Here is a 24457-nt window from a genome sequence, read left to right on the forward strand (position 1 = left end):
GGCAACCGGCAACTCACATCGGCCATCGTCATCCAAGCCCCTCCCAGCGCCCTTGCCAACTCGGTCGGACAGCGCGCACAAAAGACTGCCGCTCGACCAATTGTCTCGTTATTTACATAACAATGTTGCATACTTTGCTGGACACGGCAAGGTAGTCCTCGTAGTGTGACTGCTTATGGGCCGCGAGATGCGGCCTCCGCAGACCCGCGGCGTTGCGGGCACAGCATCTGAGGAGACAACGTGGTTTCTCGCAAGACAATCGGGGCCGGGGTCCTGGTTCTCGCTCTCGCTCTCGCGGGATGTGCCGGTCCTGGAGCGGATGGGGAGTCGCCGGGGACGGCAGATCCGTTCATCATCTATGCCAGCTTGGGCGTCTCCGGTCCCGCCGCAGGCATCGCATCGGCGAACGTCCGCGGCCTGGAGGCGGGGGCGGATGCCGTCAATGCCGCCGGCGGCATCGACGGGCGCCAGATCGAGGTCGTCGTGGCCGACGACGGCCTCGATCCTGCGAAGGCGACCACTCTGCTGCAGGAGCAGTTGGACAAGGGGCCGATCGATCTGGCGATCCCCGGATCGGTCAGCAACGTGGGCCTCGCGATGATCGCCGCACTGACCCGCGAGAAGATCATCTCCACCGGGCAGCAGGCCACCCTCGCCGACAGTGAGAAGTATCCATATCACTTCGGCATGGTTGTCCCCAACCCGCTGCAGGTCGACGCGCAGATCGAGCAGGTGATTGCCGACGTCGATCCGAAGAAGGTCGCGATCCTCAACGCGAACGATGCCAACGGGCAAGCCGTCGGCACTGCCTACGAAGAGGGATTCAAGGACAAAGGCATCGAGGTGGCGCACCAGGAGTTCGGGACCACCGACGTGGACATGACAGCGCAGCTGCAGTCGCTGCAGGCCGAGAACCCGGACGTTCTCATCCTGCAGGGCTACGGGGCCGTCGCCGGCTACACGCTGCAGAGCCGCACGAAGCTCGGCTGGGATATCCCGACGTACGGCCACGCGGACTACGGCACCACCGACCTGGCCTCGATGAGCGGGCCCGCCGACTGGGTCAACGTGAAGGTCCTTACGTACTTCCCGATGGATCCGACGTCGCCGCGCACCGTCGGCTTCGACGACCTGATGACGGCGCTCACCGCAGACGGCGGGAAGATCGACCAGACCATCTACCAGTACGCACTGTTCTGGGACATCCCCTGGCTCGCCAAGGCGGCCTGGGAGTCTGCCGACGGTGATGACTCCGAAGCGATCAGCGCCTCCTACCTGGCGTTGGACGTGACCGCTGACGCCGACTCCCCGTACGCCTACCTGCCCCAGTACAAGTGGTCTCCCACGTCGCACCAGTTCGACGTGGATCCCAGTGTGGCGATGCGCATCGTCTCGCCCGGTCCTCTGGTGGACGGCGTGTTCACGCCGGAGCAGTAGACCGGACAGTGCGGTGGGGCCGGGAGCACCGAAACTGCTCCCGGCCCCACCGTTTCCCTGTCCCCGATTTCGGCTCTCTACGGTGTCGGCGTATCCGAGACAGGCGCGACGCCGGCAGACGGATGCAGTGTCTCCAGCATGGGGCGCGATGGTGAATCGCCTCCGCCCGTCGTCACAGCGCACGAGCTGGTCGTGGTGCCACCCGAAGGGGGGCACGACCGACTCCGAGCTCTGAAGATCGACACGGACGAACATGCTGGTCAGCGCGGCGTCGTCGCCGTCGAGTTCAATGAGGGGCTATACGAGGAGATGTTTGACCGTCAATGGCAACACTGGGCACATCGTTGTGGAGCAGTAACCCCATCGACAAACCGAGAACCTCTCTGCGACATCTGCCGGAAACCCCTGCCGTTCGCTGGTTATGACAAAAGTTTGCGGCGGGCCTCCTAAGCCTTAGTTCTGGACAGCGCCGCAAACGATGGCGGTCTCAACCGGTCAACGCACCGACCCGAACGCGCCGCACTGGTCGATGAGGGTCCCGTCAGCAGTGGCTAGCTTCCCCTGCAGGACACGACGTCATGCGCGAGGGGCCAAGGTGGAAAGGAACCGGTCGAGAGCTGTCGAGACGTGCCGTGCGTCCAGTTGATCAGGGAACGTGATCGCTTGGAGGGTGAGGCCGTCGATGAAGGTGTGGAGGAGACCCACTGCCTCCTCGTCGCTGGGATCGTCGAGCTCGTCGCGCATCTGCAGCGGGATCTGTAAACCCTTGGCGCTGGCAACGGCGACTCGGCAGAGGTACCGCTCGCCGAACCATCCAGCCGTCTTCAGCTCGGCGAGCGCAGGATCCCAGCGGGCATGCGTCAGGGCTTCGAGCCACACCGTGCCCTCGATCCGCCGGTTCGCGTCGAGCGGGAGCATCTCCTCGAGGAGACTGCGGCTGAGCTCCCGACCAGTTCGCCCGATGTCGAGGTGCTCTTGCAGCCGTTCGCCGACGCGCTGGGTCATCATCTCGGCTGCGAAGCGGATCAGTCCGACCTGATCCGCGAAGTAGTGGCGCAGTGCTCCCGAGGAAACACCGGCCTCAGCCGCGACGGCGCGGACGGTTGCGCCCTGCATCCCACTACGCCCGATGACGCGCCACACGGCAGCCGCAAGCTCCGCGCGACGCGCTTCGTGGTCCACGATCTTCGGCACCCGCCTTTTATAGCACGTCCGTATCGTCAATCTGTTACAGTACGGTTGTGTTGTTTAAGGTGGTGGCGGGTGGTTGCTTCGGAACTGGGCGTCCTCGTGGGCTTGGCGCTGGCGGACAGCACCAGCATCGGCACCCTCGTCATTCCGATCTGGCTCCTGATGCGAGAGCGACTCGAGGTGGGCCGCATCTTGCTCTATCTCGTCGTCATCGCTGGCTTCTACTGGGTCCTGAGCCTCGCGCTACTCGCGTTCGTCACGCAGGTGACCGAGTTCGCGCACACCTTGCAGCCGGACCGTTCGTGGTCATGGATCCAGCTCGCAGCCGGAGTGATCGTGCTGGGTCTCGGGATCTGGACCGATCGGAGGCCCGGGCCGTCGACGGCGCAGCCTTCTCGGGCGGGGCGCTGGCGAAGCCGGACGCTGCGGCTCGATGGCAACCGGGCCATCATCGGACTCGCACTGACGGCCGGCGTCCTGGAGGCAGCGACCATGCTGCCACTGCTTGCGGCGGTGGGGATGATCGAGCGATCGACCTTCTCGCCCATCGAGTCCGCCCTGGCGGTGTCGGGCTATGTCGCGATCATGATGCTGCCGGCGATCGCACTTCTGGCAGTTCGTGTCGGAATCGGAGAGCGGGCTGCACAACCACTCGCTGCGGCTGGCCGGTGGCTCGAACGACAGTCCAACGCCGTCATCGCCACCATCTTGATCGTCCTCGGCGGGCTCGTGGCTGCCGACGCGGCGATACGACTCGACCTCGTTTCCTAGCCTCCACACATACGAAAGGCGTCAACGCATGAAGAACATCTCCTGGTCGCCAAGGACCATCCTCGGACTCGTGGCTATCGCAGCGGGTGCCGTCCTCGCGATCTTCTTCTGGGAGCTTCGCGTCTTCTGGTTCCAGGGGGGCCTCATCGGCGTCGCGCTGATCGGCCTCGGCGGGCTCGATCTCTGGGAGTCGCGGCGCCGCGCGCGCGGCCACGCACCTCGCGGTTTGCTGGAGGAGCTGCGCGAGGACATCGTCGGCCCGTCCCGCGGCGCGGAAGCCCAGCGGGATGCTCGCGCGACAGGGCCTGCGGCGCAGGGTCCCGCCGCCCGCGACGACATCGACCGTGACGATTCGACCCAACACCGCTGACCGACAGTCGAGCTATGCACGTGCACACGGGCTCGCATAGCGCCTGCAGTAGCGGATGCGACGACGTACAGCCCCTCGACGGGTACGCCGCCATCGTCCAAGGCGCGTCCGAACTCATCGGTCATCACCCCCGTTGGTACCCAGGTCGGAGAGCATGACCCGAAAGGCGTAGGGCCGCCGTGCAAAGGTGCCAGGCTCTGTGCCGACAGAGTGATGTCTCGGGAGGCACCGGATACCTCCTGAAAGAACGCGTCGGATGATTCGCCGGCTTCCTAACCGCAGCCGACACCGTAGGTAACGGCGGGGTCAGCATCGACCCGAGGTAGTCGCCGCGCTTCTGGACAACGGTCCCAGCCACGACCCGCTCGCAACTCTCACCGACCGAGGGCGAGAGGTACTCGCGCACCTGGACGAGGGAGGTCGGAATGATCAGGTCATCAGGCTACCCCGCCTCAGTGCCCCCCTCCGTCGAGCGCAACGTAAGCAGCATCTTCACCAAACTCGAACCCGGCGAGCACTCCGGCAACAAACGCGTCCTCGCGGTACTGGAGTACCACAAAAACCTAAGGTCCATAGAACTAACCGCTGAGCGACAGGAAGTACGAAACTACGGAGTGTCGGAGTGTTCACTATCCCTACCTCTGGGGTGTGACAGTTTCGATGCGAGTGATGAGCGCAGGCCAGGGCTACAAGTACCTGCTGCGCAGCGTCGCGGCCGGTGACGGGGACCGGGCATTCTCGACCCCACTGACCCGTTACTACGCGGAGGCGGGCACCCCGCCGGGGCGCTGGGCAGGAACCGGCATTACTGGTATCCACGTCGATCCGTCAGCACCGATCACTGAACCGCAGCTGCGTGCGCTGATCGGTGCGGGGCAGGATCCTGGTAGCGGTGAGCAACTCGGCCGCCCGTACCGGACATTCGCGACCGTCAGCGATCGAGTCTCACGGCGAATGGAACATCTCCCCGACGGCCTCAGCGACGCGGATCGGGCCCTACAGTCGGCGCTCATCGAGACCGAGGAGCGGAGAAGACCCCCCGGCAGTGCCGTCGCCGGATTTGATCTGACATTCTCGGTACCCAAGTCCGTATCTACCTTGTGGGGCGTCTCCGACGCGGGGACGCAGGCACTGATTGTTCAGGCGCATCACGCCGCAATGCAAGATGTGCTCGATCTGATCGAACGTGACGTCGCGCGCACGCGCGTCGGAGCGCTGGGCCCGCGCGGTGCCGTCGCACAGGTCCCCGTGCGTGGGGTGATCGGAACGGTGTTCGATCACTACGACTCGCGCGCCTCTGATCCGCAGCTGCACACGCATGTTGTCCTCGCGAATCGTGTCCAGGGGGCACACGACGGGAAGTGGCGCACCCTCGATTCCCGTGCGCTGCATGGCGCACTTACGGGGATTTCAGAGCACTACAACGCCCTCTTGTCCGACCACCTTGCACGGGCGTTGAACGTTGCATGGGAGGCTCGCGATCGCGGCGAGGGTCGCATGACAGCGTGGGAGATCACGGCAGTACCGCAACGACTCATGGACGAGTTCTCGTCGCGCACTCGCGATATCGAGCGCACCAAGGAGCGGCTCGTCAACGAGTACGTGGCCGCGCACGGGCGCGCCCCTTCACCCACACAACTGTGGCGGATCCGTCAGCAGGCAACCCTCGAGACACGTCCACCGAAACAGCACCTCTCGCTGGCGGATCTCACCTCCCAATGGCGACGACGCGCGCGAACAATCCTCGGGCAGCAGCCCGAGGTCTGGGTACGTGCGCTGCTGAACTCGGACCGGCCAGCCGAGGCTCTGCTGCGGGCCGATGATGTGCCGCTGGAAGAGATCGAGGCGATCGCGCGACAGGTAGTTCACAACGTGGCGGACCGCCGCTCCACGTGGCGGCGATGGAACCTGCATGCAGAAGCAGTCCGACAGACCATGCCCGCACGCTTTCAGACGACGAACGATCGGGAAGCGGTGATCGGCCTGATCGTGGACGCCGCCGAAAACGGATCGTTGCAGCTCACCCCACCCGAACTGGCAAGCAGCCCGCAACTGTTCCAGCGCGCCGACGGAAGCAGCGTATTCCGCCCCGAGGCTTCCATCGTCTACAGCTCCGAGGATGTGCTCGCCGCGGAGGACCGTCTCCTTGCGCTCGGCAACAGCACACACGGCCCATCGGTCTCGATCGACACCGTTGAGCATGCCACCACCCCGAGACGGGATGCTCGACGACTTGGTGCTGACCAGCGCGACGCGATCGCTCGCGTCGCCGTGTCCGGGCGCATCCTGGACGTGCTCGTCGGCCCAGCCGGCGCCGGAAAGACGACCGCCCTGGGTGCGCTCCGTCAGGCATGGGAGCGCGAGCACGGCGCCGGATCCGTTGTCGCCCTCGCACCCTCCGCGGCAGCGGCAGCGGTGCTCGGCGACGACCTCGGTGTGACGACCGAGAACACCGCGAAGTGGTTACACGAACACCGCACCCGGGGCCTGGCGCTACACCATGGCCAGTTGATGATCATCGACGAGGCCTCCCTGGCGGGTACCTTCGCACTCGACGAACTCGCCGCCCACGCCGAGCAAGCCGGTGCGAAGATCTTGCTCGTCGGCGACTACGCACAGTTGCAAGCCGTCGATGCCGGTGGAGCGTTCGGGATGCTTGTCCGTGAGCGAGACGACGCACCAGAGCTCGTGGACGTGCGTCGATTCCGGCACGACTGGGAGAAGCACGCGTCCCTGCAGTTGCGGCTCGGTGACCCGGTGGTAGTGGACACCTATATCGAGCACAACCGGGTGATCGGCGCACCCCGCCAGGACGTGCTCGAAACCGCATACCGGGCGTGGCGCGCTGACCGTGACTCGGGACAGACAAGCATCCTCGTCGCAGAGACGTCCGCGACGGTCATCGAGCTCAACGACCGTGCTCGAGCAGATCGGATCCTCGCCGGCGACGTCGCCGAAGGCGGTGTGCGATTGCACGACGGCACCGCAGCGTCCGTTGGCGACGTCGTCATCAGCCGCCGCAACAACCGTCGCCTCGCCGTCGGCCGCGGCTGGGTCAAGAACAACGACAGGTGGATCGTCACCGCCGCGTCCGATGACGGCTCATTGACCGTCCGTCGTGAACACTCTCGTCTGCGGCCGGCGATCACGCTGCCGGCGCCCTACGTTGCCGAGCACGTTGAACTCGGCTATGCGATCACCGCGCATCGTGCCCAGGGCATCACCGTAGATACCGCGCACGCTGTGGTCGCGTCTCCAGAAACGACCCGCGAAGCGCTGTACGTCGCGATGACTCGAGGCCGGGAAGCGAACACCGTCTATGTCGCCACTGACCAAGACCATCTCGAGGAGCACCAGCACCGCGAAGACTTGCAGATGACCGCCCGCTCCATTCTGTTCGGCGTCCTTCAGCATAGCGGCGAGGAACTCTCGGCGCACGAGACGATCATTGTCGAGCAGGAGGATTGGGGATCGATCCGACAGCTGGCCGCGGAATACGACACGATCGCCCAAACCGCCCAACACGACCGCTGGGTGACCCTGCTCCGAGACAGCGGGCTCGACGAACCCAGACTCGATGAATTCCTGGCGGCCGACTCCTACGGAGTGCTCGCGGCGACGCTACGACGACTCGAAGGCGATGGGCACAACATAGACGCGCTCGTCCCGGCCATCATCCAGGCGGGCGGTCTCGCCGATACTGAGGATCTCGGCTCGCTGCTTCGTGCCCGACTACTCCGAGCCACGGCGCGCTACACCCCGGCGCCACGTCGACAGCAGCTGATCGTGGGACTTCTCCCGCGTGCCCAAGGGAGGATGGAGCCGACCATGCGTGCGGCCCTGCAGGAACGCGAACGGTTGATTGTCGAGCGTGCCGCCGCACTAGCGGAGTCTGTCGACGCGCGAACGGACCCTTGGGCACGACGCCTCGCGCCAGCAGCGGCCGATGACATACGTGCCGCCGCCCGCCGCCGCCACGCACTCGTGATCGTCGCGGCATACCGGGACCTCAACCATGTAACAACGCCGACTCACGCGCTCGGTCCGATGCCCGATAACGACGTCCAGCGTCTGCAGTACGCCCGTGCACAGCAAGCACTGACGGCCATCACAGATAGCCATGACGGTGCACAAGACTCCACGCAGCGTCGGAGCACCGGGCGGCAGTCCGGGCGAACCCTGTGACCAGCATGGCGGGTGAATTCGTACTGGCCCGCCGGCAGACGGCGCGCCATTTAGAGAACAATTCCGGCGGCCGAAGCTGGAGCGCTACCGTACCCGACCGACCGGGCTCACCGTAGAACCGACCAGCCTTCACCCCAGAGTTCTTCCCCGTGCGGAGAGTCGGGGGTATCGTGAAGGTGCGGCAGGACAATTTTTGGCCGAGTCGAACCTCGTTAGGGGTTCGGCAGAGCAGACCCCATCGGGGACCATCATTCGCACGAGACCACGCCGCTGTCCAAGTAGGTCGTGCTTGATTGTGAGGTCCGAGATGTTGATGCAGCGGCTCTGGGCGCGAAGTGAGTCCACGTACAACTTCCTGCAGCGGTGGATGCCAACCAACCGTCTGTTCGCCGTCCTGAGGACCCGGCGGGGCCTGAAATGGGGCGTACCGGCGATGGGCCTCGGCGTCCTCTACGGATTCATCGCCGTGGTTTGCATCGTGATGGTGCAGAACGGCGCGAGTCCCGCCCTCTACCTGCTCTTCGCGCTGTGCGGAGTGAATGCAGTCAAGTTCCTGGCTTTCGGTCCGGTGAGCCTGGTGTGGCTCCTCCGAGCCCGTCTGCGTGAGAGCGGCGGATAGCACGCCAGGTGCGCTCCGCGACCGTTTAGGGAGCGGGCGTGTGGTGGTGTGCCGTGCACAGGCGCACGCGCCGGGGGTCGCGGCACTCGCGCCGAACGAGGATGCGCAGTCGCAATCCGCTGATGGCTGGGAGCAGGAGTCGACTGCTATCCCGTCTCGCGACCGGCCGATGATTGCAGCCAATGAGCCTGGGCCCCGCCTTGTCGGGCGGGACCCTGGCCCCGTCGTTGAGTTGCGCCCAACGACTGTTGGATCGGTCAGTTAGTCACTCATGTTGGTCAGTTCTTCGCCGGGCGGGAGCTGATCCTCCTCCCGCACGTACCCGGCTTCTTCGCGTCGTTTAGCGAGGGCGCGTCCGAACAGCAGCGTCAGACCAGTGGCAGCACCCACCAGACCGATGATGCCTGCGGTCCAGACCCAGCCGTCCATGCCGGTGGACGCCAGCTGATCCGTTCCGGGGCGTGACGGGACCTCGGGTGTCTCGGGTGTCTCCGGTGTCGCTGGTGTCGTGGGCTCGAGGGGCTCTTCAGGCTGGTCGGGTTTCGCGGTGATCCTGGTCGTCTCCCCGGGAGCGCCGAGGTAGCCACTAGCTAGAACATCGTCCTCGGCCGAATACAGGGTCTCGACCCAGAACACCAGTCCGGCCTCGTCCACGCTGGTCGCACCCGAGCGGTACTCGCCGGGTCCGTTCACCGGGATCGGCTTCGACGTGAAGAAGGGGTCTCCTTCCTCACCGTCCGCCGGCTGCGTCTCGAACGGTCCGTACGCGCGGAACACCAGGTACGAGCCATCAGGAATGTTCGTACCGGTGACGGTGGCGACGTCCTCGAATTCTTCGCCGACCAGCGCGTCAGGCTGGGCCTGGGTACGCACGTGCACGTCCCACCCGGGCGTCGGACGCTCGGGAACGTAGAACCGTTCGAGGATGTCGGCCGGGCTCGACGCATACGGCTGAACCCGGTCGTCTCCGCCGAAGTTCGACACGATCACGTAGTAGCCGGTTTCGGTCGGGCGGATCTGGTCGTCATCGGTGTAGCCGATGCGCCAGTCGCCGTTACGGGCCGGAGTGGTGATCGTCGTCAGCGTGGGCGCTGCGTCCAGATCCAGCTCGTCTGTCAGGTCCGATTCTGCGAGGGGCCCGTACACGGTGTGCGTGATCTCGTCGAGGTCTGCGCCCCAGTACCCGTCGCCGGTGAACTCGCCATGGTTGTCCGGGAACCCGGTCACCGTGATCGTGTCGAACGCGCGTCCGCCCGGGTGGACGTTGTACTCCCGAACCTCGGACGTGATGGTCACCGGGTGGCGGACACTCGTCGACTCCACAGGGATGCCGTAGCGATCGGCCCAGTCATCGGCGATGTAATCGCGGAACTCCGCCGGCTGCTCGGCCCGGTGAACTTCCCACACCCACGTCACGAACCCGGCATCCGGCAGCACGACCTCCGGGGATGTGTACGTGCCCGGCCCGTCCGCGATCACGTGCACCGTGTCGATTGCGACAGCATCAGCGGGCACCGTTTCCTGTTCGAGCGGCGGCAGCGTGCCGGGCACCTGATAGGCCGTGCCGGTGAACGTCACGGGCACAGGGGCGCCGTCCACACGCAACCAGGAACCGTTCGAGGAGGACACCTCAATGGTGTCGGTGACCGGGTCGCCGGGCACGAGGAGACGTGCGTCAGCATGCGAGACGGCAACAGGCTGGAACGGGGTCACGTGAGTCTCGGCGACCCGCCCGAACCAGTCCGTGAACGATCCGCGAATGTACTGCGCAGCATCGCCCTGCTGGTCCCGGTCGATGCTCCACACCCACGTGTAGAACCCAGACTCCGCCGCGACGACGGTCCCGGGCGACTCGTATGTGCCAACCCCACGGTCCAAGACAAGAGTCTCTGTGCCCGCGACCGGCGCCCCCGCAGGGACTGTCTCGGACTCGGCCGGCTGCTCCTCGAACGGCCCGTACAGCACGCCGGTCGCCTCCAGCGGCACTGGGGTTCCCTCGACGTGGATCCAGTCACCCATGCCGACCGTAGATACGTCCAGGGTGTCAACGAAGGCGTCACCTTCAGCAACGAAACGACTGGCGACCTGCGTGCCGATGACCGGCTGGAAATCCAACGAGATCATCGGCGTCTGGTCGGAGTCCGTTGCAGCAGCCGGCGTACCGGCAGCGAGAAGGCGCTGCGATCCAGGGGTGGAGTACAGGTTCACGCGTGCGCCGAGCCCGGCCCCAGAGTAGGAAGCAGAAGCAGACACCTGATAGGCCGGAACGCCCGAGGCAGGGGTGCCAACAATGTCGTAACGGCCGATGCCTGCCTGCTTGGACGTTGATCCGTCCAGGAATCGCGCTCCGCTCAGCACGACGCTGCCGGCCATCGATGCCGGGGAGACCGTCACGTCAAGGTACCCGTTGTACTGATCCTGCATCGTGATTTCGACGTCCACCGTCGGTGCCACCGACGCGTTCGTGGCTGCCTCGGCTCGCATGATTGCGAGGTTGTCGAGCACGGTCTGTCGTGCTGCGGGGTCTACGCGCAGGATGTAGTGGTCGGTGCCGCCGGACGCGTTGTACGTATCGGGGTCGGCGACCTCCCAGGCGAAGATCTGCACGGCGGCCGTCACGTTCGGGTCCGAGGACGGTCCCCATTTCGCCAGCACGTAGTTCAGCTGCGCCAGAGCCGTCTGCGACAGCTGCTGCCCGGTGTGGCTGTTCAGCGCGGTCACGGTCGATGGGGCTGATGTCGTCATCCCGAGCGGGCTCGGTGCCCCGCTGTCGATGCAGTAGACCTGCATCCCGTCGGACTCCGCGACGTAGGCACCGAGCACGCCGTAGTCGTTCCAGTACGAAGGTCCTCGGGTCGCCGCCTCTGCGGCCTGCGGCAGCAGCACACCGCCGGTAACGGCCACGAGCAGGACCATCAGCAGCCCCCGCAATCTCCGATACCCCGGTCGCGGCTTTGGCCGCCCGGGTTCCACGCCCTGTGGACGTGAGAGCAGAACACTCATCTATCACTCCTCCATGTGCAAAGAGGCGGAATGCTCCGCCCGGAGCACAGGTACGAAGCACGCACCGCGCGCGCACCGATCCGCGGCAAGGTCAGACGCAACGAAAAGCCCACGCACCCTGTTGAGGGGCGCGTGGGCGGGGGCGGGTCAGCGGCCGGGGTACTCGGGGCCGATAACGCGTTGCGGGGGCGGGTCGCTGCCATCAGATACGGCATCGCGGTCGAGCTGTGTTCGACGCTTGTGAAGGAGTTCGTTGAGCAGAACTCCGTGCTCGAGGGGTGTCTTGGCCTGGGTGATCCGTCGCCCCGATCGACCTGTCGTCTCGAGGACGTGCGCCAGTCGACTACGCAGCTCATCATCAGGCACGGCCTGGATCGTCAGTGCGATTTCGTCGAGCGCGCTACTCTCGTGCTCGTTGACGCGGAACGCGGCTGACACGGGCGCGTTATGAGGTCCGACCGGGCCGACGACGAGGCGGGCGGGTTGGTTCCCGAAGACGGTGACGGCGTCGTAGACGCCGGCATCGAGCGAGCCCGCCGCCCGCGACGACGCCCCGGCGTACAGGACTTGCCCGTTCGGCCCTTCCACTCGCACATCGAGATCCGCCTCATGCAAGACGCCCTGCAGCCGGGCGCGCGCCTCACGAGAAAGTAGCCGTCGAGGCGGAAGCGGCGACGCTTCCTGGTCAATGAGATCCCGTAACGCCTGCAGGGCGACAAGGTCCCGCGGCACCCAGTCATGCTGGAATCGCACCGGCAACGCCTGACTCGGCGAACCGCCCTGCACGGCCAGCTCTCGTAGTCTCGCCTCGCGGGCGCGCGCCGCAGTGAGGAAATCGGCCTCCCACTGGGTGTGATCCCACCTGTACCGGGCGCCTTCGAACTCGCCCTCATATCCCGGCGCCACGGTCACCAAGTAGTCGTCTTTGTGTGGCTCAACCGGCAACGGAGCGCGCTCCAGCAGATCAGACAACGCGTCACGGAGATCCTGGTCCTCCACCACCCTGCGTTGCGCACGAGTCGAGTACTGAACGTCGGCAAGGACCTCCAGAGCATCCTCCGTGAAGTCCATGTACGCATCGTTGTACGCTGCTTCGTCGAGCGTGCCGTCGTCGCGACGGTAGTCGTCCTGGTTCGGTTCCTTGGGGAAGATCTCTTCCAAGGTGTCCAGCACCGGCGATCCGTCGTACGCGGTCAGGAACGGCCTGTCGTCATACAGCGCTCTGGCCGAACGAGTGTTGCCGTCGATGTGCTTGAGCTCCTGCTCCGGGAACCACCATGCGTTCACCGGCTGCGCGGACGTGAACGCAGCGTCGGCCTCGTCGTCGATCCCGATCCGCGCAGTGGTAAGCAGATCGTACAGCGCTCCGGCTGCGTCCTCGCGGCTGTCCCCGGCGATCTGGAACGCGATCGGAATCACGTACTGCTTCCTCTTTGACTCCTCAGCCATTTCCGTGCTCCTTCCCGGTAGGCGCGTGCTGCGCCTCACGCATCAGGTGTGTCAAAGGCCGAGTTCCGGACCACGTGACGTCGGAGCGTGAGGGGCTGATGTGGGCGGTCTCAGGTCTTCCTCGCGGCGCTGCAGAGCTGCTGAGATCAGCTGACCGACGTCATGACCGACTGATGCCGCCTCGTTGAGCGGTATCTGCGTGACTGTGACCCGCGGGTGAGGTGTCGCCTCACGCAGAGCGTCAAGCCACGCGTCGACGTCCTCCGGAGTGCGCCATTCCTGTGGACGACGGTGAGTGCTGAGGAACTCGGTGGCGCCGGCATATGCGTCGGAGCTGCTCAGCTCTTCGAAGACCTCCTGGGCGAGCGCCCGGACGAACGGGGCACTCCGAGTCCCGACACGAATCGTCGGTTCGACTTCTGGGTCGTCCGACCAGTCGACGACGCCAACCATGACTGGTGCAGGGCGGGCGGCAGCCGCGCGAGCCGCCAACAGCTCGCCAGAGCGCAGGCCGGAATGTCCGGTGCGCTGGACGACTGCAGACACCCGTTCCAAAACGGCGGATGGCTGCTGCATGCGATCGAAATGCTGCAGCAGCGATGCGATATCGGAGAGCGCCCGGGAGTCGATCTGACCAATCGGCAACGAGGCTGCGGCCTGCCCGCTCTGTCCAAAACGGGACGGCCCGACGAGCAGCTGCACGCTGCGCCCCATGAAGTCCCGCGCGTCATACAGCCCCTCCGGAACCTCTCCGACTGCCTCGCTCGCGTGCCCGGCGAAGAGCGGCTCGCCGGGCACGCCGGGCGTCTCCAGCTCGACGAATCGATCCGCGCTGGCCAGGGTCACCTGAAGCTGTACCAACTCTTCGTCCGTCAAGGTCCGGGCAGCTGGGTCTCGGTGGCTCTCACCATCCACCAACGCCCGGAGCACCTCCACGGTCGTCAGATCCGAGAGGAACGTCTGATGCACGGAGTCCGGAACGTCCTTCGCCGGGTACGCGCTCTCCTGATGCGCCCACCCGCGGATCCCTTCCGGCGCGCTCTCAGCCGGATGCGCGGCGGCGACGCTGCCGGTGATCGCCTTCTCGACGAGGGCCTTTGCGTCTGCCCATGATCGGGCGTTGACATCAAAGACGACCGGAACGCGCACCGACCACAACTGGCCGCGGGCTCCCTCCGCGGGAAGCTTCGTCATCAGGATCTCCAACCTGTCAACCGCCCGCGCAATTTGCGAGGCAGTCCACAGGTACGGCGACTCCCGGTCACGAGCGTTCGATGATGGCTTCCTTCGGCGTACTTCTCAACCTCAAGGCCGCATCAGTCCTGCCCGGAAGAGCCCGCCATGTCCGCGACGACCAACTCATCCCACCGCGACCGTTCCACAGGACGCGAAAGGCCGGCAGGACACTGTTCCGTATCGACGACGACCTCGTGCTCTTGCCGCGTTCGATGGAACAGGGCGAGAACGAACTCGCGCGGCACATCCATCTCGACGATGCCGTGCGGGCGCCCTCCTAGCGCCCCCAGACGAGTTGCGAACCAGTGCGCCCTCTCGAAGCTCGTCGTCCAAGACATCCCGTCCTCGTGCCCGGGCGCCGCGGCACGGTACACATGCAGGCTCTCCGGCAGCGATCTGACCGGCCTCGGCTCTACCTCGTGGAGGTAGGTGTCCGCCGGCGTCGCCATCGAGAACAAGGCCGTCCACAACTCCCGCGACGCAGCGAGGCCCGGCCACTCGCACGTCGTCCACGTGTCCTCCAGCGCCGTCCGAAGCTCCCGCGGATCCTCCAGCAGCCCCCCGCCAACCGCGGTCACCAGCAGAGCCGGCTTCTCATTTCTCCCAGCTCGAGCAGCCAGGTCACGCCACTGCGCCGAGGCGGGCACCCGTTCCACGTTCGGAGTCATGTGCGTACCTCGATCCAACTCATGGATCTGTTCTAGCTCATACGGTTTGCCGCGCTCTGGCTTCTCAAAGCCTCGTGACCTCTCCATGTCCAGCAGGTAGGACATACGGCACGCTCGCTACCGGTCGACTCAATCAGCAGGCGGATGCCACAGTCCTGACTCTCATCTCTTCGGGTCGACCGGGTCCATCCCGAGCAGGTCCTCGACCTCGATCGTCGCCTGGCAGCCCCACCGGTCCGATGCCATGAGGCGCGTGTTGCTCGGGAAACCGTCCCAAGTGGTCGCATGAACGGTCAGTCGGCGCCCGGCGAATGGCCCCGAAGCTGGCACATACTCGAACTCGGTGAACCTGCCATCAGGGTTCTCCTCGCCGAACCGCGTGCCATCTTCGTCAACGAACGCATACGCAAGAGCCATGCCGAGAGCCTATGTCTGACTACGGACAGTCACCGATGACGGGCGGCGATCAGTGACGCCGCGCTCGTCGTGACCTATCCGACGAGTTCACCCAGCTCGTACCAGCGCTCCTCCAGCTGCACCTGCTCCGCCTCGAGCTGACCGATGCGTTCCATCTCGGCGCCGAGGCCCATGTAATCGGACTGATCGTGATCCGCGAGTGCCGTGCGCGCCGCATCGATCTGCTGCTGGAGCTTCTCGAGCTTCCGCTCGATCGAGGCGAACTCCTTCTGCGCCGCACGGAGGTCCGCACCGCCCAGAGATGCCGTCGACACCCCAGCGCGAGGCGCGGGGCTCGCGGACTCATCGGCGCGCTGCATCTCCAGTGCACGAAGCCGAAGATATTCATCCACGCCGCCGGGCAGGTGCCGCAGGTGCTGGTTCAGAATCGCGTACTGCTGGTCCGTCACCCGCTCCAGGAAATAGCGATCATGGCTGACGACCAAGAGTGTTCCCGGCCACGAATCGAGGAGATCCTCGAGCGCCGACAGCATGTCCGTGTCCAAATCGTTCGTAGGCTCATCGAGGATGAGCAAGTTCGGCTGATCCAGCAGGATGAGCAGCAGCTGCAAGCGCCGTTTCTGCCCACCGGACAGATCCTTCACGGGCGTCGACAGCTGCGCCGACGAGAAGCCGAGGCGCTCCAGGAGCTGCGAAGGTGTGAGCTCAGCCGCCTTGGAACCGGAGCCGAACGTATACGTGGAGCGCAGCCGCCCCACGACGGTCCGGACCGGGTCATCGGCGAAAGCGTCGAGCTCATCGAGCCGCTGCGAAAGCGCCGCGACCTTCACCGTCGTACCCCGCTTCACCCGCCCCGAAGTCGGGACCACGGTGCCGTCGATCAACCCGAGCAGGGTGGACTTGCCTGCGCCATTCACTCCCAGAATGCCGGTGCGCTCACCCGGTGCGATCCGCCACTCGACATCACGGAGCACATCCCGCTCACCGAAAGCGACGCCGGCATCAAGTAAGTCGACAACCTGTTTGCCGAGCCTCGTGACAGCCAAGGACTGCAACGAGACCGTATCCCGCAGAGGAGGAACATCCTCGATCAGTGCGTTTGCGGCATCGATGCGGAACTTCGGTTTCGCGGTCCGCGCCGGAGCACCACGGCGAAGCCAGGCGAGTTCCTTGCGAGCCAGGTTCTGGCGACGCTGCTCCGACGCAGCCGCCTGACGATCACGCTCGACGCGCTGCAGAATGTAGGCCGCGTATCCGCCCTCAAAGGGCTCGACGATCCGGTCGTGAACCTCCCACGTTGCGGTGCACACCTCGTCGAGGATCCACCGGTCGTGCGTCACCATGAGCAGCCCGCCCGCCTTCGCAGCCCATCGACGCTTGAGATGATCGGCGAGCCAGGTGATCGCCTCCACATCCAAATGGTTCGTCGGTTCATCCAACGCGAGAATGTCGTGCTCGCCGACGAGCAGCCGAGCGAGCGCAACGCGCCGACGCTGTCCGCCGGAGAGGGTGCCCAGCTGTGCATCCCAGTCGAGATCGCGGAGAAGTCCGCCGATCACGTCACGGATACGCGCGTCGCCTGCCCACTCGTATTCGGGTCGATCACCGACGACGGTTCCACCGACGGTCTGGTCGTCGTCGAGCGTGTCCGTTTGATCGAGTACACCTACCGTCACCCCGCCACGCGCTGTGACCCTACCGGAGTCCGGCTGCTGCCTGCCGGCGAGCATCGCGAGCAGACTCGACTTGCCGTCGCCGTTGCGGCCGACGATGCCGATGCGGTCTCCCTCCTCGACACCGATGGTGACCGAGTCGAACACGACCTTGGTCGGATACTCAAGATGCAGCGCCTCTGCGCCGAGCAAGTGTGCCACTAGACAAGTCTCCTAATTGCTACGTCGGTGACCGTTCTCCGGTAGACGAGATCGCCGAGCTGTGGGCGCCAGGCGTCTTCGTCAGTCAGCAGATCCCGTGCGATCGACCACGGGGTCTCGAAGATGTTCGCCGATGCTGCCATCGCCGGGTCGGAACCCAGCGCGACCGCGGCGGCCCTGTGTCGCACGCCACGAGCCATGAGCTCACGGGCCGCTGAGGTCGAAACCCCAAACCGGACAAAATCGGGGAAAGCAGCGATGACCGGCGAGAGTTCTTCTCCGCGTTCTTCGGCATGCTCCCGAACGAGGGCAACCGCCTGCTCGATGAGCGTCAAGAGATCGAACAGAACTACCTTGGCGTGAATGCGAAGTAGCACGTCGATGCCGATGCCCGCGCGCACCGCAATGTCCTCGAACGTCCGACCCTCGAGCCAGGCCCGCAGCAGCACGGACAGCGAGGAATTGATATCCGTCACCCCCGTGCTGCGGTACGCCGTTTCGGCCTCGCGTTGAAACCCGGGCTGTTCCAGGCACCAGGTAACGAATAGCCCAATGAGCTCAGGATCAAGGGGCGATTCCGCTGTGCTCCAGGCTGAATAGCGAGGGATGAGGTCGTCAATGACCCGATCCACGAGTCGGGGGCGTGCCGAGGTCGCACGTGCCAGAGCGAGTCGCCCCGTCGCCCGCATCTCCACTAGCCGGCGGGCCCGCAGATCGAACACGCTGAGCAAGAGCGCCCGCTCTCGCTCGGTCGCTTTCGCAGCAGCGAACGTTTCGGCCGCGAACCGCTCTGCGATCTGCGCGAACTCGTCCGCTCCAAGCTCGTCCCGGATCAGTTCGATCAGAGCAGCATCAACGCCGTCGACCAGTGAGAACAGGGGTGAGTTCGCTTCGAGGACTCCGTTGGTGAGCTGTCGCTGGTTGCGTGCGAGCGCGCGCTCGAGCTGGCGGATTAGGTCGATGAGGGCACCGTCGACCACCTCTCCGGGCTGGCCCTCGGCGACTGGGCCGACCGTTGCCCAGTCATCCGGGTTCGCGCAGATCACCAGCCCTCGGGTCGAGCTCCCCGCCCGCCCCGCCCGGCCCACCAGGTTCTTGATGTCGCGGGACAGCATCGCCTCGGGTGCGCTTCCGTCCGCGCTGCGCTTCACGGAGTACAGCACCATTGTGCGAAGCGGAAGGTTGACGCCCTCGGCCAGAGTGCTGGTACACAAAACCATCGGGATGTGACGGGCCGCAACGAGTTCTTCGAGTACCTCGCGCGTCTCCTGCGGCACGTCACCGTGATGGACGATAGCTCCTGCCCGGAGCGACTTTGTGCCAACCCATTCGTTCCCGAACTCGCGGGCCAGATATGCCACTGCAGACTCGACGAGTTCGGTGTCGCTGACGTGATCTTGCGGCGAGGGAAGGTCGAGACCGGCGTCGAGTTGCTTCAGGAGTTCGTTGGCCAACCCGACGACGCCGCGATCGCCTCCCTTCTCCGTGGCAAAAATCGCCACCGAGCCGAGGGTGAGCGCCTTCCGCGCGGCCGCCACAGCCCGCGCCTTCGTCGAAGAGTACGGGTAGGTGTTCCGACGTCCAGTCGATGGGTTCACGAACTGGAAGTCCGCCGGGCGGAGAAACTCCGGAAGCGTGTGAGAGGGCACCGACGTCGAAGGTTCGTGAAGCTCCAGCCCGATTCTCGCCTGAGCACCGGATCCAGTCGGCACCAGCACAGCGAACTCCGCGGTCGATGGCCGGTAGTCACTCCTCACGACCGTCGAGTCGGCCCCACCCAACCAGGAGTTGATCTCTTCCACATTGGGCACAATCGCCGAGACGAACACCATCCGCGGGCTCGGAACCCGTGCCTTAAAACGTGCCAGCAACAGTTCAAGGCCCACCCCGCGTGCCCCACTGTCGAGAAGATGCCCCTCGTCGCAGACAACTAGCGAAATCGAATCCAGCAGCTCAGGATAAGCACCGATCAGCCCTGTAAGAGCTTCGGGGGTCGCGATGATGACGCGCACCTCGTCGAGATCCTCGCTCTCCTCGATGCCCGGCACAGTACCCCCGTACACCGTGCGGGAGCGCAGCCCCATCCCCGTCAGATGTCTGCCAACGCTTCCACGAAGTTCACGCGCCAACGCCCGATAAGGGACGAGGAGCACAGCCTTACTGTCCGGTGAGCGTGTGAGGTGATCGAAGAGGAGCGTCTCTGTGAGCGCCGTCTTGCCTGCGCCCGTGGGCATCTGGAGCGTGTACGACTGCGGGCTGGTGAGAAGGCCGGCATCGATGGCCTCTATCTGAGAAGGGAAGAAGTCCCACACAGGCGGTCGTCGATCGAGGAACGACTCGACGAGAGGATCCCACCGGCGCGAGGCCTCAACCGGGAGCACGGCGCGCAGATTGGTCTGCTGGAATCGCTGGAGCAGCGCCAAGTACAAGCGATGCGCAACCCACTCCTCGGGGCCGATCTCAAGTGCCACCGCAGCACCCAGCTGCGCCTCAGCGACCACGGCGTCTACTACCTGTGTGTCACCGCTTCTGACCGAATCGACGAGCGCACGGGTCGACTCCGCAGCGAAACTCACCGGTCGCGTCAAAAGCTCGTGCGCAGCCCGTTGGACATCGGTGTCCCAATACCGCGGATCCGCGCGGCGCATCATCATGACTGCCGAGGCAGGATACCCGCCCAGGTAGAACGCGACCGCTGCAAAGAACAACGCATCGGCGCGCGCGCCGTCCTCCAGCTCCCGACTCACCGAGTCCAGCGCCCGCCCCAACGATGCCCAGTCCAGCGGGTCACCCTCGCCAGCCCGCACCATATCGAACAGCTCTCCGACGAGGGAGTAGTACAGGTCCGTGGTGCGGTCCTCGAGATAGTCGAGCTGGCTCAGCCGCGCATCCAGTCGAAAGTCTTCAATCGCATACTGCGTCTCCGCGTCCGCGATCCAGCGCCCCAGCGTCTCCCTCACGCGACAGCCTCGGACTCATCCGAGCTCAGCAGCGCAGCGTCATAGACCAGCTCGTAATTCGACTTGAGGTCCGGCACCGAAATCACGATCAGCGCTCTCTCGCTCGCCGGCGGCGCCACCACATCCACCAGCTCGTCCGCCACCAGACTCGCGGAGATAACTGCCACCGCCCGGAACTCACGCTGTGCCGTCGGATGATCAATCGCGTGAATGAACCGGTCCAGCTGCGCCACCGACACCGTCGAAAGCCCCGTGTCGAGAGCCCGCTCCTTGAGCCAGTTCAGAGTCTTGATGAAACGCCGAGAGCTATCCTTCTTCGAGTCAGCGATCGCGTGCTCGATTGGCTTCCAGTTGCCGGGAGTCGACTTCGTCTTCACCTCGGAGCAGATGATGCGATCTTCCTCCGACGCTGTTGGCCAGTGCGGGAGGATCATCTGCACAACGTCGGATCCAGGTGCAGGCTTCGTACGATCTTGCTTCAACCGCCACTTCTTGGGATCGAGCACCACGCCAGGATGCTCGACGGCGGCCTGGAACAGAGCCGTCAGAATCTCCCCAAAGTCACCGGCCATCGTGGAGCCCCGATCCGGGAGCTTCGTGGCAATGATCTCCTGGGACGAAGCTGACGTCCTTGCGATCCGATCCTGAAGAGTCTCGTCCGAGATGTAGCAACGACGGACCGGGACACCGAGCTGATCGGCAAGTGCGGCAGCCATGGCAACATCGATCTCGACCACCGTGAACGGCGCGCTCTGAATCGTGGCGAAGATATCCCCGAACGCTTCGAGATCGACCTCAAGCTCCTGCACGATGCCGCCTATCCCCGCGACTCGGCGACTTGCGAGCCGGCGCCGCCGCGGCCGAACGCGACACGCAATCGAGAGCGAATCGGTCGGCGTTGTCCCACCCCGACCGTTCGACACACGCCTTGAGCAACCCTGAGATCCGCTAGATTCCGGGAAACCTCGCGGGTAGGTTGGTGGTGGTCGAGATTCGACCACGTTTGAACACTCGGCTCGTCGAGGATCATCACGTTGGGCTGATCCAGCAGCACGAGCAGCAGCTGCAGGCGGCGCTGCTGACCGCCCGAGAGGTCCTTCACGGGGGTGGACAGCTGCGCCGACGAGAAGCCGAGCCTCTCCAGCAGCTGGCCCGGCGTCAGCTCGGCGGCCTTGGATCCGGTCCCGAACGTGTAGGTCGTGCGCAGACGGCCGATCACGACGCGCACCGGCTCGTCCCACACGTCCTGCAGCTCGTCGAGGCGCTGGGTGAGCGTGCGCACCTGCACGGTCTTGCCGTGCTTGACCCGCCCGCTCGTGGGCGCCACGGTGCCCGCGACCAGTCCGAGCAGCGTCGACTTCCCCGCGCCGTTGACGCCGAGGATCCCGGTGCGCTCGCCCGGCGCGACCCGCCACTCGACGTCGCGCAGCACCTCGCGCTCCGGTGTGGAACCGGAGGCCGGGAACGTCACGCCGGCGTCGATGAGGTCCACGACATCCTTCCCGAGCCGCGAGACGGCGAGCGACTGCAGGCCGATCCGGTCACGGATCTCGGGCACATCGGAGATGAGCTCGTTCGCGGCATCGATGCGGAACTTCGGCTTGGACGTGCGCGCAGGGGCGCCGCGGCGCAGCCAGGCGAGCTCCTTGCGAGCGAGGTTCTGCCGCTTCGCCTCGCTCGCCGCCGCCATCCGGTCGCGCTCGACGCGCTGCAGGATGTAGGCCGCATACCCGCCTTCGAAGGGCTCGACGATCCGGTCGTGCACCTCCCAGGTCTCGGTGCACACCTCGTCCAGGAACCAGCGGTCGTGCGTGACCACCATGAGCGCGCCCTGGTTCGCCGGCCAGCGCCGCTTCAGATGCTCCGCGAGCCAGCCGATCGCCTCCACGTCGAGGTGGTTGGTGGGCTCGTCGAGCGCGACGATGTCCCAGTCCCCGACGAGCAGCTTCGCCAGCGAGACGCGGCGGCGCTGGCCACCGGAGAGGTCGGCGACGGAGGCGTTCCAGTCCAGATCGCTCACGAGGCCGTCGATGACGTCGCGGACCTTCGGATCCCCTGCCCACTCGTGCTCCGGGGTGTCGCCCACGATCGCTCCGCCGACCGTCAGGCTGTCGTCCAGCACGTCGGCCTGATCGAGCACCCCGATCGTGGTGCCGCCGCGTACGGTCACCCGGCCGCCGTCGGGATCCAGACGTCCCGCGAGCATGGCCAGCAGGCTGGACTTGCCGTCGCCGTTGCGGCCGACGATGCCGATCCGATCCCCTTCTTCGATGCCGAGGGTGACGGAGTCGAAGACGATCCGGGTGGGGAACTCGAGATGGAGGCCTTCGGCCCCGAGGAGATGTGCCATGTCGGCTTCCAGGGTAGTCTGGCCCACCGCTCGCTACGCTCGGAGGATGACCGCCGTCCCGCTCGCCATGCCGGACGAAGCCGTCGCTCATCCCCTGACGGCGCGCGTCGGGCAGATCACAGGGCGCCTGCCCGAGGAGACCCTGCTCGATGCGGCGCAGCAGGAAGCCGCCTCGGCGCTCGCCGCCCCGCATCGCCACGGCGCCTATCTCTGGGGCCCGGTCGGACGCGGGAAGTCGCTGCTCGCCGAGGCCTACTTCGCGGCGCTGCCCACTCGGCGCAAGCGCCGTGTGCACTTCCACGACTTCTTCCTCGAGCTGCAGAGCGCGCTCGGAGCGCGGCGCGTGCCTCTCGATCGGGCGTTGAACCGCCTCATCGGCGGATCCCGCGCGATCCTGTTCGACGAGTTCCACGCGCACGACGTGGCAGACGCCGTATACCTCACGGCGACTCTGCGACACTTCATCGACCGGGATGTGCTGCTGATCGCGACCTCGAACGATCCGCCGGGCGAACTGATGCCGGGCCTGTGGCACGAGCATTTCGTGCCGGCGATCCGACTCATCGAGCAGCACCTCGACGTGATCGAGGTCGCGGACGGCACCGACTACCGAGGCGTCGGCTCGAAGATCCGCTCCGCGACCGGCTTCTCGGCCGGATCCTGGGCGCTCTCGCCCACCCGGGCGCCCTCACCGGCGATCGAGATGACGACCGAGAACGGCATCGTGCTCACCGTGCGCGCGCGGTCTGCCGAACGGATCACCGCGACCTTCGAGGACCTCTGCGGCGCGCCGCTCGGCACTCCGCAGTATCTCTGGCTCGCGGATCGGACCACCGCGCTCACGCTCCTGGATGTCCCGGATCTCCGCACGATGCACCGCGACGCACTGCTCCGGTTCTGTCACCTGATCGATGTGCTCTACGACCGCGACATCCGGCTCGATGTGCACGCACGCGCACTGCCGGAGCGCCCGCTGGACACCGCGGTGCCGGCGCGATCGCTCGAGCGCGCCCTCAGCCGCATCTCGGCGCTGCGGCACGACTGACCGGTCGCCCAGTCCGCCGGCCGTACAGGTCCCGCAGGCTCAGGCGAGCCGCAGATGCACGATGTCACCGGCCGCGATCCGGTGTTCGACGCCCTCGGCATCGACGATCAGGCAGCCGTCCTCGCCGAGTCCGATGGCCTCGCCGACCAGCTCCGCCCCGCCCGGCAGCATGACCCGCACCGTGCGGCCGAGTGTGACGCAACGCGCGGAGACCGCGTCGCGCAGGCCGCTCGCGACGGCCGAACCGTGCTCGGCGAGCGCCTCGATCCAGCCGTCCAGGCGGGCCAGGTAGCCGGCGACGAGCAGATCCAGGTCGGCCTGCGCGCCCTCCACAGCGAACGAGGTCGCCGTGGAGACCGGGAGCTGCTCGACCGTCATCGCGGTGTTCACGCCCGATCCGACTATCACCGCATCGGATCCGATCGCCTCGGCGAGGATGCCGCAGATCTTGCGCTCCCCCACCAGCACATCGTTCGGCCACTTCACCCCCACCTCGCGGTCGGGCAGTTGCGCCGCGATCGCATCGGCCATGGCGAGCCCCGCCGCCAGCGGGATCCAGCCCCGCTCGGCCATCGGGATCGCGGGCACGCGCAGCAGCACCGACAGCGCCAGTGCGGATCCGGCCGGCGTCGTCCACACGCGATCGAGGCGGCCCCGCCCCGCGACCTGGTTCTCGGTGAGGATCACGGACAGGTGCGGCCAGCCAGCCTCGTCGTCCGCATGGGCCCGCAGATCGGCGTTCGTGGAGCCGGTGGAGGCGACGATCTCGAGGCGGGCGGCGGCCGCGCCGCTGTGCGGGAAGCTCATCCGGTCACCCTATCCGCGTGCCGGATGATGCACATCGACGGCCGGCCGCTCTGAGAGGGTCCGCACAGAGGATCC

At 65.9% G+C, this 24457-nt stretch carries 17 protein-coding genes; 6 read left to right on the forward strand and 11 right to left on the reverse strand.

The features are described from left to right. Window positions 1–366 precede the first annotated feature (366 nt). Window positions 367–1437 (forward strand): ABC transporter substrate-binding protein, encoded by a 1071-nt coding sequence (locus ACTJI8_RS10050; protein WP_440733293.1) that lies wholly within the window; start codon window positions 367–369, stop codon window positions 1435–1437. Between the two features lie 576 nt (window positions 1438–2013). On the opposite strand, the gene ACTJI8_RS10055 is transcribed toward ACTJI8_RS10050, so the two are convergent. Further along, window positions 2014–2631, reverse strand: coding sequence for a TetR/AcrR family transcriptional regulator (locus ACTJI8_RS10055; RefSeq protein ID WP_440733294.1), 618 nt, complete (start codon window positions 2629–2631; stop codon window positions 2014–2016). A 69-nt stretch (window positions 2632–2700) separates the two neighbouring features. Here ACTJI8_RS10055 and ACTJI8_RS10060 point away from each other — a divergent pair, with 69 nt between their 5' ends. From ACTJI8_RS10060 to ACTJI8_RS10075, 4 genes are all read left to right on the forward strand, one after another. Further along, window positions 2701–3399, forward strand: coding sequence for a GAP family protein (locus ACTJI8_RS10060; protein WP_440733295.1), 699 nt, complete (start codon window positions 2701–2703; stop codon window positions 3397–3399). Window positions 3400–3427: 28 nt separating this feature from the next. Then, a complete protein-coding gene (locus tag ACTJI8_RS10065) occupies window positions 3428–3769 on the forward strand; it encodes a hypothetical protein (protein ID WP_440733296.1) in 342 nt (113 codons plus the stop codon). Between the two features lie 669 nt (window positions 3770–4438). Then, a complete protein-coding gene (gene mobF / locus ACTJI8_RS10070; protein ID WP_440733297.1) occupies window positions 4439–7954 on the forward strand; it encodes a MobF family relaxase in 3516 nt (1171 codons plus the stop codon). Window positions 7955–8321: 367 nt separating this feature from the next. After that, the gene (locus tag ACTJI8_RS10075; RefSeq protein ID WP_440733298.1) at window positions 8322–8573 is read left to right on the forward strand and encodes a sulfate permease; all 252 of its coding nucleotides are present in this window, start codon (window positions 8322–8324) and stop codon (window positions 8571–8573) included. A 261-nt stretch (window positions 8574–8834) separates the two neighbouring features. Here the strand turns inward: ACTJI8_RS10075 and ACTJI8_RS10080 are convergent, their stop codons facing one another. The 9 genes from ACTJI8_RS10080 to ACTJI8_RS10120 all read right to left on the reverse strand — a co-directional run bounded on the left by ACTJI8_RS10080 (window position 8835) and on the right by ACTJI8_RS10120 (window position 22530). Beyond that, window positions 8835–11489 carry a hypothetical protein gene (locus ACTJI8_RS10080; protein ID WP_440733299.1) on the reverse strand — a complete coding sequence of 885 codons (2655 nt, stop codon included), beginning with the start codon at window positions 11487–11489 and terminating at the stop codon, window positions 8835–8837. A gap of 234 nt (window positions 11490–11723) precedes the next feature. After that, window positions 11724–13025, reverse strand: coding sequence for a hypothetical protein (locus ACTJI8_RS10085; RefSeq protein WP_440733300.1), 1302 nt, complete (start codon window positions 13023–13025; stop codon window positions 11724–11726). A 51-nt stretch (window positions 13026–13076) separates the two neighbouring features. Then, a complete protein-coding gene (locus tag ACTJI8_RS10090; protein WP_440733301.1) occupies window positions 13077–14219 on the reverse strand; it encodes a hypothetical protein in 1143 nt (380 codons plus the stop codon). Window positions 14220–14341: 122 nt separating this feature from the next. After that, on the reverse strand, window positions 14342–15034 hold the full coding sequence (locus ACTJI8_RS10095; protein ID WP_440733302.1) for a hypothetical protein: 693 nt from the start codon (window positions 15032–15034) through the stop codon (window positions 14342–14344). A 57-nt stretch (window positions 15035–15091) separates the two neighbouring features. Further along, window positions 15092–15346, reverse strand: a complete 255-nt coding sequence (locus ACTJI8_RS10100) for a hypothetical protein (RefSeq protein WP_440733303.1) — start codon at window positions 15344–15346, stop codon at window positions 15092–15094. A gap of 74 nt (window positions 15347–15420) precedes the next feature. Further along, entirely contained in the window at window positions 15421–17220 is a 1800-nt protein-coding gene (locus tag ACTJI8_RS10105; RefSeq protein ID WP_440733304.1) for an ABC-F family ATP-binding cassette domain-containing protein, read from the reverse strand. Beyond that, window positions 17220–20180: a DEAD/DEAH box helicase gene (locus ACTJI8_RS10110; protein WP_440733305.1), complete on the reverse strand. Its 2961-nt coding sequence runs from the start codon at window positions 20178–20180 to the stop codon at window positions 17220–17222. Before ACTJI8_RS10110 ends, ACTJI8_RS10105 begins: the two co-directional genes overlap by 1 nt. Beyond that, window positions 20177–20989, reverse strand: a complete 813-nt coding sequence (locus ACTJI8_RS10115; RefSeq protein WP_440733306.1) for a Hachiman antiphage defense system protein HamA — start codon at window positions 20987–20989, stop codon at window positions 20177–20179. Before ACTJI8_RS10115 ends, ACTJI8_RS10110 begins: the two co-directional genes overlap by 4 nt. Before the next feature lie 8 nt (window positions 20990–20997). Next, window positions 20998–22530 (reverse strand): ABC-F family ATP-binding cassette domain-containing protein, encoded by a 1533-nt coding sequence (locus ACTJI8_RS10120; protein ID WP_440733307.1) that lies wholly within the window; start codon window positions 22528–22530, stop codon window positions 20998–21000. Window positions 22531–22576: 46 nt separating this feature from the next. On the opposite strand from ACTJI8_RS10120, the gene zapE reads away from it, so the two are divergent. Continuing rightward, window positions 22577–23575, forward strand: coding sequence for a cell division protein ZapE (gene zapE, locus ACTJI8_RS10125; protein WP_440733308.1), 999 nt, complete (start codon window positions 22577–22579; stop codon window positions 23573–23575). A 39-nt stretch (window positions 23576–23614) separates the two neighbouring features. On the opposite strand, the gene ACTJI8_RS10130 is transcribed toward zapE, so the two are convergent. Then, window positions 23615–24382, reverse strand: a complete 768-nt coding sequence (locus ACTJI8_RS10130) for a biotin--[acetyl-CoA-carboxylase] ligase (protein WP_440733309.1) — start codon at window positions 24380–24382, stop codon at window positions 23615–23617. Window positions 24383–24457 lie beyond the last annotated feature (75 nt).

The organism is Microbacterium sp. 22303, from assembly GCF_052045265.1.
Classification (GTDB): domain Bacteria; phylum Actinomycetota; class Actinomycetes; order Actinomycetales; family Microbacteriaceae; genus Microbacterium.